7 protein-coding genes are annotated in these 12615 nt (G+C 71.0%); 1 reads left to right on the top strand and 6 read right to left on the bottom strand.

Annotation, left to right across the window (positions count from 1 at the left end; translation table 11 throughout):
* Nucleotides 1-48: 48 nt before the first annotated feature.
* Entirely contained in the window at nucleotides 49-1689 is a 1641-nt protein-coding gene (gene pgm, locus NFU81_RS17125; RefSeq protein ID WP_251490615.1) for a phosphoglucomutase (alpha-D-glucose-1,6-bisphosphate-dependent), read from the bottom strand.
* A gap of 153 nt (nucleotides 1690-1842) precedes the next feature.
* Here pgm and NFU81_RS17120 point away from each other — a divergent pair, with 153 nt between their 5' ends.
* On the top strand, nucleotides 1843-3351 hold the full coding sequence (locus NFU81_RS17120) for an MFS transporter (RefSeq protein WP_251490613.1): 1509 nt from the start codon (nucleotides 1843-1845) through the stop codon (nucleotides 3349-3351).
* 4 nt (nucleotides 3352-3355) lie between these two features.
* On the opposite strand, the gene NFU81_RS17115 is transcribed toward NFU81_RS17120, so the two are convergent.
* The 5 genes from NFU81_RS17115 to NFU81_RS17095 form a co-directional block, all read right to left on the bottom strand.
* On the bottom strand, nucleotides 3356-3865 hold the full coding sequence (locus NFU81_RS17115; RefSeq protein ID WP_251490611.1) for a MarR family winged helix-turn-helix transcriptional regulator: 510 nt from the start codon (nucleotides 3863-3865) through the stop codon (nucleotides 3356-3358).
* A gap of 28 nt (nucleotides 3866-3893) precedes the next feature.
* On the bottom strand, nucleotides 3894-5501 hold the full coding sequence (locus tag NFU81_RS17110; protein ID WP_251490818.1) for an MFS transporter: 1608 nt from the start codon (nucleotides 5499-5501) through the stop codon (nucleotides 3894-3896).
* A gap of 211 nt (nucleotides 5502-5712) precedes the next feature.
* Nucleotides 5713-6228, bottom strand: a complete 516-nt coding sequence (locus NFU81_RS17105; RefSeq protein WP_251490609.1) for a mycothiol transferase — start codon at nucleotides 6226-6228, stop codon at nucleotides 5713-5715.
* Nucleotides 6229-6425: 197 nt separating this feature from the next.
* Entirely contained in the window at nucleotides 6426-7862 is a 1437-nt protein-coding gene (locus tag NFU81_RS17100; protein WP_251490607.1) for an RICIN domain-containing protein, read from the bottom strand.
* Nucleotides 7863-8094: 232 nt separating this feature from the next.
* Nucleotides 8095-12375 (bottom strand): galactose-binding domain-containing protein, encoded by a 4281-nt coding sequence (locus tag NFU81_RS17095; RefSeq protein ID WP_251490603.1) that lies wholly within the window; start codon nucleotides 12373-12375, stop codon nucleotides 8095-8097.
* Nucleotides 12376-12615: the final 240 nt, after the last annotated feature.

Genomic DNA, 12615 nt, shown 5'->3' with positions numbered 1-12615 from the left:
CCGCCGCCGGGGGTCCCGCGCACGGGACCCCCGGCGATACGGCCGCGGTCAGCTGCCGAGTGCGGCGCCGACGATCGCCTGCGCCTCCTGCTGCACCTCGGCGAGGTGGTCGGCGCCGAGGAAGGACTCGGCGTAGATCTTGTAGACGTCCTCGGTGCCGGAAGGGCGGGCGGCGAACCAGGCGTTGTCGGTGCACACCTTGATGCCGCCGAGCGCCGCTCCGTTGCCCGGCGCCTCGGTGAGCACCGCGGTGACCGGCTCGCCTGCCAGCTCCCTGGCCGGTACCTGGCCTGCCGACAGCTTCGCCAGTACGGCCTTCTGCCGGCGGTCGGCGGGCGCGTCGATCCTGGCGTAGGCGGGCGACCCGAAGCGCTCGGTGAGGTCGTTGTAGTGCTCGGACGGCGTACGTCCGGTGACCGCGGTGATCTCGGCGGCCAGCAGCGCCAGCAGGATGCCGTCCTTGTCGGTGGTCCAGGCGCCGCCGTCGCGCCGCAGGAAGGACGCGCCGGCCGACTCCTCGCCGCCGAAGGCCAGGGTGCCGCCGCGCAGCCCGTCGACGAACCACTTGAAGCCGACCGGGACTTCGGTGAGCGGCCGGCCGAGGTCGGCGACGACCTTGTCGATCATCGAGGACGACACCAGCGTCTTGCCGATCGCCAGGTCGGGGCGCCACTGCTCGCGGTGCGCCGACAGGTACCCGATGGCGACCGCCAGGTAGTGGTTGGGGTTCATCAGCCCGCCGTCCGGGGTGACGATGCCGTGCCGGTCGGCGTCGGCGTCGTTGCCGGTGGCGATGGCGTACTCGTCCTTGCGGGCGATCAGCGAGGCCATCGCGTACGGCGACGAGCAGTCCATCCGGATCTTGCCGTCCCAGTCCAGCGTCATGAACCGCCAGGTCGGGTCGGCCTGCGGGTTGACCACCGTCAGGTCGAGGCCGTGCCATTCCGCGATCCGGCCCCAGTACTCGACCGAGGCGCCGCCCAGCGGGTCGGCGCCGATCGTCACTCCCGCCCTGCGCACCGCCACCAGGTCGAGCACGGCGGGCAGGTCGTCGACGTAGCGGCCGAGGAAGTCGTAGCGGGCGGTGGTGGGCGCGGCCAGCGCCCGCGCGTAGCTGATCCGGTGGACGCCCTTGAGGCCGTCGGCGATCAGCTGGTTGGCCCGGTCCTGGATCCAGCCGGTGGCGTCGGAGGCCGCGGGGCCGCCCGTCGGCGGGTTGTACTTGAAGCCGCCGTCGGCCGGCGGGTTGTGCGACGGGGTGACGACGACGCCGTCCGCCAGGTTGCCGGTGCGGCCGTTGTTGAAGGCCAGGATGGCGTGCGAGACCGCGGGGGTCGGCGTCCAGCCGTCGTTCTCGTCCAGCAGCACCGTGACGCCGTTGGCGGCGAAGACCTCAAGGGCGGTGACCCGGGCGGGCTCTGACAGCGCGTGGGTGTCGGCGCCGAGGAAGAGCGGGCCTGTGGTGCCCTGCGCGCTGCGGTAGTCGCAGATCGCCTGGCTGGTGGCGGCGATGTGGTCCTCGTTGAACGCGGTGTCCAGCGACGAGCCGCGATGGCCCGACGTGCCGAACGCCACCTGCTGCCCGGGGTCGGCCGGGTCGGGGTGCAGCGCGTAGTACGCCGTGATCAGGCGGGGTACGTCCACCAGGTCCTCCGGCCGAGCCGGTGTCCCGGCACGCTGGTGCGGCATCCTCGTCTCCTTCGCTACGGCTTGCTTCGTCCTGCGCGTCCATTGTTGTCCGTGCCGGGCCCGCGTCGTCGCACCGCACCGCCCTCGCGAGCCACGACGCTCCCGCGGGGGGCCTACCCCCGGCCACCGGGCCGGACACCATAGAGTGCGGCTATGCCTTCCGAGTCCGCCGCCGGTGTACCGCTGGCGTCCGCAACCGGCCGCTGGGTACTGGCCTGTACCGTTCTCGGCTCCGGGATGGCGCTGCTCGACGGCACCATCGTGAACATCGCACTTCCGCGGATCGGCGAGGACCTCGGCGCCACACTTGCGGACCTCCAGTGGACGGTGAACGGCTATCTGCTGACGCTGGCCGGCCTGATCCTGCTGGGCGGCGGGCTCGGCGACCGCTACGGGCGCCGCAAGGTCTTCGTCATCGGCGTGGTGTGGTTCGCGCTGGCCTCCGCGGCGTGCGGGGCCGCGCCCGGCAGCGGGGTGCTGATCGCCGCCCGGGCTCTGCAGGGCGTGGGCGGTGCGCTGCTGACGCCGGGTTCGCTGGCGCTGGTGCAGTCGACCTTCAGGCCCGAGGACCGGGCCAAGGCGGTCGGCGCCTGGTCGGGCCTGGGCGGGGTGGCGGGCGCGGTCGGCCCGTTCCTCGGCGGCTGGCTGGTCGACGGCCCCGGCTGGCGGTGGATCTTCCTGGTCAACCTGCCGCTGGCCGCCGCGGTGGTGGCCATCGCGGTCCGCCACGTACCGGAGAGCCGCGACCGTACGGCGACCGGCAGTTTCGACGTGCGCGGCGCGGCGCTGGCCGCACTGTGCCTGGCCGGCATCACCTACGCGCTGATCGCCGCGTCGAGCCATCCGTCGTGGACGTCGGTCGCGCTGCCCGCGGTGGCGGGGGTCGCCTGCGGGGTGGCCTTCGTGCGGACCGAGCGCAGCCGCGAGCATCCGATGCTGCCGCTGTCGGTGTTCTCCTCCCGGCTGTTCACCTCGATAAACGTGGTGACGCTGTGTCTGTACGCGGCGATCGGCGGGGTGTTCTTCATCCTGCCGGTGCAGTTGCAGATCGCGGCCGGCTACAGCGCGCTGCGGGCGGGGCTGGCGACGCTGCCGGTGACGGTGCTGATGCTGCTGCTGTCGGCGCCGGCCGGCGCGCTGGCCCAGCGGATCGGGCCGCGGCTGCCGCTGACGGTGGGGCCGCTGGTGACGGCGGCAGGGCTGCTGCTGCTCATCAGGCTCAGTCCTGACTCCTCGTCGTACTGGGTGGACGTGCTGCCCGCCGTGGTGGTGCAGGGGCTGGGGATGAGCCTGTTCGTGGCGCCGCTGACGGCCACGGTGCTGGCGTCGGTGGACGTGGACCACGCCGGGATCGCCAGCGGTGTGAACAACGCGGCGGCCCGGGTGGCGCAGCTGCTGATCGTCGCCGCGCTGCCGCTCGCGGTGGGCCTTTCCGACCAGGCCTACCGCTCGCCGCAGAAGGTCAACGACGCCTTCAGCTCGTCGATGCTGATCTGCGCGGGGCTGTGCCTGCTCGCGGCGCTGCTGGCCTTCACGCTGGTGCCGAAGGGCGGGCTGGGCGAGGAGGAGGGCGCTACCGGGGTGCTGCCGGAGTGCCGGGCGAACTGCGGCTTCTCGGCTCCGCCGCTGGAGCCGGGCACCAGCGGCGCGCGCCGGCAGTGACCGGTCAGGCCCGGTCGGCCCCGGGCGAGTCGGCCCCGGGCGCGGGATCGGGGTCGCCTTCCGGCTCCGGTTCGGTCAGCAGCTGCTCCAGTACGGGCAGGGCCGCGAGCAGCGCGTCGAGCTGGCCGGGGTCGAGCCTGGCGATACGGCGGGCCAGCAGCTCGGAGCGCTCGCGGCGGATGCGGCCGAGCAGGTCGGCGCCCTGCGGGGTGATGGTGACCAGCCAGGAGCGGCGGTCGGAGGGGTCGGGCTGCTTGCTGACCAGGCCGGCGGCGGCCAGCGGCGCCACCGTACGGGTCAGCGAGGGCGCCGCGACCTGCTCGTGCGCGGCCAGCTCGCCGATCCGCAGCGGGCCGTGCTCCTGGGTCCTGGCCAGCGCGGACAGCTGGGCGTAGGTGAGGTTGAGGTCGTCGCCCGAGGCCTGCGCCAGCTGCCGGTAGAGCCGGGCGATGACCAGCCGCAGCCGGGGCACGGCCGTCGAGGAGGGCGCCCCGCGCCCGTCGGTGTCGGTCATGGCGGGGCGCCTCCTGGGTGTGCCGCGGTCAGCTGTCCGTGCCGGTGCGGCGGCTGCGGATCAGCGACGCCCCTGCTGCGACCAAGGACATCACGATCGCCAGGGCGAACACCACGACCAGGCCGTCGTGGAAGGGACCCGAGATCAGGTGCGGGAAGAACTCCCGGCCGGTCAGGGTGTGCGCGTTGGCCGCGGGCAGCCTGCCGAGCAGGTCGGGGCCGAGCAGCTGCTGGATCGGGTTGTAGCCGAGGAAGGCCGCGAAGAGGGTGCCGACCGGGGGCAGGTTGGCGACCGCGTGGGCGTTGGCCGCGGGCACGCCCTGGGCTGTCAGGCCGGAGCTGAGGGTGTGCGGCAGCGAGCGGGCCAGGCCCGCGACCATCAGCGAGAAGAACACGCCGATGGAGAGCACCATGCCGGCGTTCTGGAAGGTCGCGCGCATGCCGGAGGCGGCGCCGCGGGACTCCGCGGGCACGCTGGCCATGATGATCGAGGTGTTGGGCGCGGCGAACAGGCCGCCGCCGAGGCCGTTGAGGAAGACCACAAGCGCGAAGACCCAGTAGCTGAAGTCGGTGGGGATCAGCAGCAGCCCGGCGAAGGACCCGGCCATCACCACGAAGCCGGAGGCGGCGAAGAGCCGGGCGCCGTAGCGGTCGGACAGCGCGCCGGCGACGGGTCCCGCGGCCAGGAAGCCGACGGTCAGCGGCAGCAGGTAGATGCCGGCCCACAGCGGGGTGTCGGCGTAGTTGTAGCCGTGCAGCGGCAGCCAGATGCCCTGCAGCCAGATGATGAGCATGAACTGCAGGCCGCCGCGGGCGATGGAGCCCAGCAGGGTGGCAGCGTTGCCGCCGGCGAAGGCCGCGTTGCGGAACAGCTTGAGCGGGAACATCGGCTCGGCGACCTTGTTCTCGATCAGGCAGAAGGCGACCAGCGTCGCGACGCCGCCGAACAGCCCGGCGAGCACCCAGGGGTTGGTCCAGCCCATGGTGTGGCCGCCGTAGGGCTGGATGCCGTAGGTGATGCCGGCCAGCAGCGCGGTCAGGCCGACCGCGAAGGTGATGTTGCCCCACCAGTCCATCTTCGCCGGGCGGCGTATCCCGGTCTCGTGCAGCGAGCGGTACGCCCACACGGTGCCGACGATGCCGATCGGCACGTTGACCCAGAAGATGGAGCGCCAGTTCCACTCGGCGAGCAGGCCGCCGAGGACCAGGCCGATGAAGGAGCCGGCGATGCCGGCGACCATGTTCACCCCGAGGGCCATGCCGCGCTGCCGGGCCGGGAAGGCGTCGGTGATGATCGCCGCCGAGTTGGCCATCAGCATGGACCCGCCGACGGCCTGGGCGACCCGCCAGCCGATCAGCCACAGCGCTCCGCCGCCGCCGTGCAGCGGGTCGACGGAGAGGATCACCGAGGTGACGGTGAAGATCAGGAAGCCGGCGTTGTAGATCTTGACCCGGCCCAGGATGTCGCCGAGCCGGCCGAGCGTGACCACCAGGACCGCGGTGACCAGCATGTAGCCCATCAGCATCCACAGCAGGTAGCTGACGTTGCCCGGCTGGAGCGGGTCGAGCCTGATGCCGTTGAAGATCGCGGGCAGCGAGATCAGCACGATCGAGGAGTTGATCGTGGCGATGAGCATGCCGAGGGTGGTGTTGGACAGCGCCACCCACTTGTAGTGCGGATGGTCGGCCGCGATGCGCGGTGCCCGCCGCTGTATTCGCTTGGTCGCGTCGTCCGTCGCCATCAGGCCCTTCACACCCCGCCCGGGTCAGTTAATTAACTTAGGTTAAGTAACTCTAGCATCGGGCGGGTGCCCGCGGCCTGTCGGACGAGTACCGCGGACGCCCCGCTCAGCCGCGGCGGCGCAGCAGGTGCCCGCGCAGGAAGGCGGCCTGCCCGGCGTGCTGGAGGTCGTCGTTGACGACGCTCAGCAGCCGCACGCCCAGCGTCACCGGCGGGCTCCAGCGGCGGTCCACGATCCGGTCGAGGTCCGCGTCGGTCAGGCCGCGCAGGAAGGCCAGGGTCTGCTCGTGGACCGCGTCGTAGTAGCCGGTCAGCAGGTCGCCGGAGGCCACGGTGACCTCGCCCACCTGGTGGGAGCTCTGCCCGTAGCCGATCTCCGAGGAGTCGAAGGGCAGGTCGAAACGCTCGTCCCAGCCCTCCTGCGTCCAGGTCTGCGGGCGGCCCGCGACGCCGGCGACATGGTCGTCCTGGACCCGGGTGAGGTGCCAGACCAGCCAGCCGACGGAGTTGGCCGCCGGGTCGAGGCGGTCGGCCAGCTCGTCGGCGGTCAGGCCCTCGACGGCCTCGTGGACGGCCTCCTTGATCCGGCCGTAGCCGTCCTCCAGCAGTTCTGCGGTGTTCATGGGACTCCTCGCGGCGCGGGGCGGTGCCGGCCGCGGGGCGCGAGGCCCCGTCGGGCGGCCTGATGATCCGATCTTCGCCGATGACCGCCGCGAGAGGGCGGATATGCACTCCGGTACGTGCTCCGGTACGTGCTCCGGCGCCGGACGGGTCCGCCGACCCGCCCGGCGCCGGGCGTCTCACCGCTGCCGCCCTCCCGTCAGGACGGCAGCGTCCACTGCTGGTTGGTGCCGCCCGCGCAGGTCCAGATCTGCAGCCGGGTGCCGTTGGCCGAGCTGGGTCCCGTGGCGTCCAGGCACTTGCCGGACTGCGGGTTCACCAGCGTGTTGCCGGTGCCCTTCTGCCAGACCTGGGAGCCGGTGCCGTTGCAGTCGTAGATCTGCACCTTGGTGCCGTTGGCGGTGCCGGCCGCCGCGACGTCCATGCACTTGCCGAGGGCCTGGAGGGTGCCGCCGGAGCCGGCGGACCAGTTCTGCGCGCTGGTGCCGTTGCAGTCGTAGAGCTGGACGGCGGTGCCGTTGGCGCTGCTTGCGGCCGCGATGTCGACGCACTTGCCGGCGTATCCGGAGGTGATCGGCCCGCTGCCGCCGGTCGGCGGCGGGGTGGTGCCGCCGCCCGTGACGGCGTTGAAGACGGCGGAGAACTGCCAGGCGGACTGCGAGGTACCGCTGCAGCCGCTCTGCGCCGAGCCGCCGTTGGTGGCGCAGGCCTTGTCGCGGCCGAGCGCCCAGAAGGACAGCTCCTGGATGCCGTTGGCCTTGGCGAAGTTCTCCACGTCGGTGGCGTCCGAGGTGGAGAAGACCTCGCTGGAGGTGTCGTTGACCCCGATCATCGGGGTGTTGCCCTCCATCGCCCACAGCTGGGCGGAGGTCTTGGTGTTCCAGATCTGGCCGAGCTGGCCGTGCAGGCCCTGGGCCGCGCTGATGGCGGCGTTGCCCATGTCCATGGCGGACCCGTAGTCCATCGTCATGATGTTGACGAGGTTGACGTTCAGGTTGTGGCTCTTGGCGTTGTTCAGCAGGCTGATGGAGTTGGACTCCAGGCCGCCGGGGCTGACCGGCAGGGTGTACTGCACGTCCAGGCGCTTGCCCTGGGCGGCGTAGCTCTGCTGGAGGTCGGCCAGTGCGGTGTTGCGGCGGTCGTTGGCGGCGGTGTTGTCGAGCGCGCCGCCCTCGATGTCGAAGTCGACCCGGGTCAGGTTGAGCCCGTCGATGACCCGCCGGTACTGCGTCTCCAGCGCGGAGACCGACGTACAGGCGAGGGCCTCCTCGGTTCCGGAGGCGCCGCCGAAGGACGCGATGACGTCGCCGCCGCCGGCCCGCAGGCTGTTGATGGCCGAGGTCCAGCTCGCGTCGGTGATCGAGGTGTCGCCGTTGAAGGTGGCGTTGCACCCGCCGCCGTCGATGACGAAGGCGAGGGTGAAGTACTTGATGCCGGTGGCGCTCTTGGCGTTGGTCAGCGCCGACGGCGAGTTCCACACCTCGGCGTAGGGCGCGGCGTACTGGGCGGGGAAGCCGGGTCCTGGGTTGGCCGCGGCGTGCGCGGGGGCGCCGGCGGCGAGCAGCAGGCCGGCCGCCAGGGCGGGGACTGCGGTGAGGGCGCCGAGTCTCTTCAGCTCGATGCGCGGTCTTTGCATGGGGGGGAGGCCTTCCGGTAGCGGACAGCCCGAACCGCCATTCAGATGAATGAACGGTGGACGCCGACCTGAATATCGGCGCATCGGTGACCGTAGGACTAGACCAATGCCCCGTCAAGGCCCCCACGTTCATCAACTGAAGACGGGTTTGCCGGACTCACGGTCCGTCACGGGCAGCGGGCGGTGCCCGCGTTCAGGATTCGAACGCGGGCACCGCCCCTGGCCTGCGGCCCTAGTTGTTGACGTTGATGGTGAAGGTGGACGTGGTGTTCTGGATGTCGACCGCGTTGTCACTCTCGTGCAGCCCGTTGACGGTCACCGAGCCGACGGCCGGACCCTGTCCCGGCTCGGGCAGCGGGTTGGCCCACAGCCCGAAGCCCGACTTGGCGTCGAAGGCGTCGCCGCTCTTGTGGGCGCCGGTCACCGACAGGTTGGTGAAGACCGTGTCGCTGATCGGGTTGAGCGAGGTGCTGCCGTTCCACTTGGTCTGGAACATCACTCCCGCGTACGTCGGGTCGGTGATGTCCACGTCGTTGAGCCGCAGCCCCTGGAGCTTGAACTCCGCCGAGAAGATCCACAGCGCGGGGAAGGCCTGCTGCCCCCAGAAGTGGCCGCCGTCCCTGGCCAGCGAGATGTTGGAGAACGTGGTCCCCGGTGAGGACTCGAAGCCGAGCGCCGGGATGCCGCCGAACTGCAGCGACCCGATGGTGATGCCCGGGTAGGTGAGGCTGTCGGCGATGTAGAGGTTGCTGAAGGTGTTGCCGCCGCCGCCGTAGACCGCGAGGCCCGCCGCGCGCCAGACGTTCTTCACCGTCAGGTTCTGGAAGGTGTTGTTGACCTCCTGCTCGCTGGAGTGGTCGGTCGCCGGGAAGAGCGCGAAGCTGTCGTCACCGGTGGACCTGGCCTCGATGTTGCTGACCGTGTTGCCGCTGCTGCCGTTGGTCAGGTTCACACCGTCCGCGAAGGTGTCGCGGATGCGCAGGTTGGTGATGGTCGAGTTGTCGACGTTGGTGCCCCAGACACCGACGATGGTGTGCTCGATCCACACGTTGTCGATGGTCATGTCGGACACGCCGGTCAGGTCCCACGGCTTGCCGGGGCCGTCGATGCGGCTGGTGTAGTTGCCGAAGATCCCGAAGCCGCTGAACTTCGTGCCGCTGGCGGAGGCCAGGAAGCCGGAGTCGGTGTTCTCCTGCCCGGTCGGGGTGTAGAAGCGGGTGAACCAGGGGCCGGCGCCGAGCACGTTGATGGCGCGACCGTATACGTTGAACTTGCTGGCGGTCTGGTAGTCGCCCGCGGGCAGGTAGACGCCGAGCTTGGTGGTGTCCTGCCGTGCGGCGTCCAGCGCGTTCTGCACGTCCTGCTGGGTGAAGCCGGCCGGCACGACGTACTTCGCCGGGTCCGGGTTGGCGATCGCGGTGGCCTGCTCCAGGTCGACGGAGTCGATGTTGTAGTAGGCCGCGGAGTTGGCCGCGTCCTTCTGCAGCCGGATCTTGTGGCCGGCCGGGACGGTCGTCCCGAGCAGCACGTTGGCCTCGTCGTAGATGTGCCGCGGGGCGCCGGCGCCGGGCGAGTTGCCGGGGCTGGCCTCGTCGCCGTACAGCCACTCGAACTTCGAGGTGAGGCTGATGGTCTTGAGGAAGGTGCCGTCGACGTAGATGTCAAGGGTCGTCGAGTCGGTGCCGTCCGGGATGTTGAACCGGGTCACCAGGGTGTTGGTGCTGTTCAGGGTGGTGAACTCGACCGAGGCGCCGTTGGACGCCAGATGCACGGCCTTGCGGCCCGAGGCCTCGCCCGCGGGGTCGCCGATGGTGCGGTTCGGCCCGAGCACCGTGGCACCGCCGGCCAGCACGCCGGACTCGGCCTCGTAGGTGTCGTACGGCATGTTGGCGCCGCGGCCCACGAACAGCGACTGGGTGCTGGTGTTGTTGGCCTGCTTGACCGACAGCTCGTTGGCGTCGGCGGCGATCACGGTCTTGACCGTGTACTTGCCGTTGACGGCCGTCCAGCTGCCCAGGCTGACCGGGCTGGTGGTGGCCCCGGCCGCGATGGCGCCGCTGTAGGAGCCGGTGAGCGTCTTGACGACGCTGCCGGTGGTGGCGTCCGCCACCGTCAAGGTGACGTTGTGCGCACCGGACGCCGCGGCGACGGTGCCCTGGTTCTTGATCGCCACCGAGAAGTTGACGGCGTTGCCCGCCGACGGGTTGCCCGGCGACCAGGCCACCGGGGAGGCGACCAGGTCGGAGGTGTCGACCGGCTTGACCACCAGGGCGGTCGGGTTGGTGTACGAGTTGTTGGTCTCGTTCTGCTCGACGACCGTGCCGGCCTCGTCGACCTTCGCGGTGAGCTGGTAGCTGCCCGCGTCCTTGGCGCCGATGCCGGCCGTCACGGTGCTGCTCGCGCCGGCCGCCAGCGCGCCGACGTTCGCGGTACCGACCTTGACGGTGCCGAGGTAGAGGTTGACGTTGCTGGCCGGCGAGGCGTTGGTGCCGATGTTCTTCACCGTCGCGCTGAGCGTGATCGGGTCGGTCTCGACCGGCGCCGCGGGCGAGGCGGTCAGCCCGGTCACGGTGAGGTCGGGGTTCGGTCCCGGCACGCCGATGACCTGCAGTTCGGCAGCCTGGCCGCCGCCGGCGCCGGAGTTGTTGCTGAAGACCAGCCGGACGTCGGCGACCCGGGCGGTCACCGGGATGGTGACGGTGTTGCCCGAGGCCGGGTCGAAGGCGTAGCTCTTGGGGGCGACCAGCTGGGTGAAGCCGCTCGCGCTCTGCTCGCGGCCCTGGACCTCGATGGTCTGGGTGCGCGGGCCCCAGGCGGAGCTGGGGTTGAGCTTGACCACGACCGAGCCGGTGTCGACGTTGGCGCCGAGCGAGACGGTCAGCGAGCTGGTGCCGCTGCCCTCCCAGTAGGTGGTGACGTCGTCGTCGTTGGCGTTGGCCGCGACGAAGGTCTGCACCGTGGAGGTGGCGGTGATCGGCTTGCCCACCGCCTGGTTGGTGCCGCCGGTGGGCGGGGTGGTGCCGTTGCGGGTCACCGTGTTGCTGTTGCCCGACTCGTTGCCCGCCGCGTCGATCGCGCGGACGAAGTAGGCCACGGTGGCGGTGTCGGGCTGGCTGTCGGTGTAGCTGAGGGTGCTGCCGCCGGTCGTGGCGATCTTGCTGCCGTTGGCGAAGACCTCGTAACCGGTGACGGCCGTGTTGTCGCTCGCCGCGCTCCAGGTCAGCCTGACCTGGCCGGAGGCGGGCAGGGTGTACGCCAGATTGGCCGGCGCGGTGGGCGCCTGGGTGTCGCCGGAGGTGCCGGTACGGGTCACGGTGTTGCTGTTCGCCGACTGGTTGCCCGCGGCGTCCTTGGCCCGTACGTAGTACGACACCGTCGCGGTGTCGGGCTGGCTGTCGGTGTACGTCAGCACGTTGCCGGCGACCGAGGTGCGCAGCTGGCCGTTGGCGTAGACGTCGTAGCCGGTGACGCCGGTGTCGTCGGTGGCCGCGCTCCAGGTCAGCTTGACCTGGCCGGAGGCGGGCTGGGTGTACGCCAGGTTGGCCGGCGCGGAGGGCGCGGTGACGTCACCGGTGGCGGGCCCGTACACCTCGAACTCGGATATCTGGCCGGCCGCCCAGCCGGTGTTGCCGGTGATGTTCAGCCGGACGTAGCGCGTGGTGGCGGTGTTGAAGGTGATCGTCACCGTGTTGCCGGTGGACGGGTTGAACGTGTAGCCCGTGGACGCGACCAGGTCGTTGAAGGTCGTGCCGTCGGTGCTGCCCTGGACGGCGAGCGTCTCGGTGCGGGTCGCCCACGCGGTGGCGGGCGGCAGCTTGAGCACCACCTTGTTGACCGGCACCGCGGAGCCCAGGTCGACCCGCAGCCACTGCGGGAAGGCGTTGTTGGCGCTCTCCCAGTAGGAGTTGGCGTTGCCGTCGACCGCGTTGCCCGAGCCGTAGACGTCGGCGTGGCCGGACTCGGCGGTGGGCTTGCCCGCGGCGAGGTTGTCGGTGGCGGCCGCGGCGGCCTGCACGGTCATCTCGGAGAGCTGGGCGGTCCTGCCCGCGGAGTTCGCGGACACGTCGGCGCGCAGGTAGCGCGCCTGGGTGGCCGGGAAGCTGATGGTGACCGTGTTGTCCTTGGCCGGCGTGAAGGTGTACGCCTTCGAGCCGACCACCGTGGAGAACAGCGTGCCGTCGTCGCTGGCCTGCAGCGACAGGGTCTCGGTGCGCGCACTCCAGGACGCCGGCACCTTGAGCTGCACCTTGTCGATCAGGGTGCTGCTGCCCAGGTTGACCTGCGCCCACTGGGGCAGGGCGGTGCCCGAGCTCTCCCAGTAGGAGTTCTGGTCGCCGTCGTTGAGCCGGTCGGCGGTGTTGCCGCCGCCGGTGCTGCTGGCCGAGGCGGCCCTGCCTGCGGCAAGGTCCGGCACTCCCGCGGCCACGGCCGGCAGGGCGGAGCCGCCGAGCAGCAGCAGGCTGGTGGCGACCACCCCCGCTGTCAGCCGTGGGATCGAGCGCTTCGTTCTCATAACGTCCCTCTGTGTCGTGTGGGGAAGATCAGGGGAAGGGCGAGACGGGCTATCCGAAACGTGCGGGATGAGCATGTGAAGTTGCGCTCATCCCATGCAGATCCATCGTTGTTCTGCTCAATATTTGCGTACGTGTTGGCAGAGTGTTACAGACGCGCTACGGCGGCGTCTACGCCTCGGAAGGCAACGATTCGTGTGCGGGGGAAGCGAGTTGGCGCACCCGCGCTCGCGGCGCGGCCC

Origin of the sequence: Actinacidiphila cocklensis, from assembly GCF_907177275.1 — a bacterium.
In the GTDB taxonomy this organism is placed as follows: domain Bacteria; phylum Actinomycetota; class Actinomycetes; order Streptomycetales; family Streptomycetaceae; genus Actinacidiphila; species Actinacidiphila cocklensis.
This window is presented reverse-complemented; position numbering and strand designations above follow the sequence as displayed.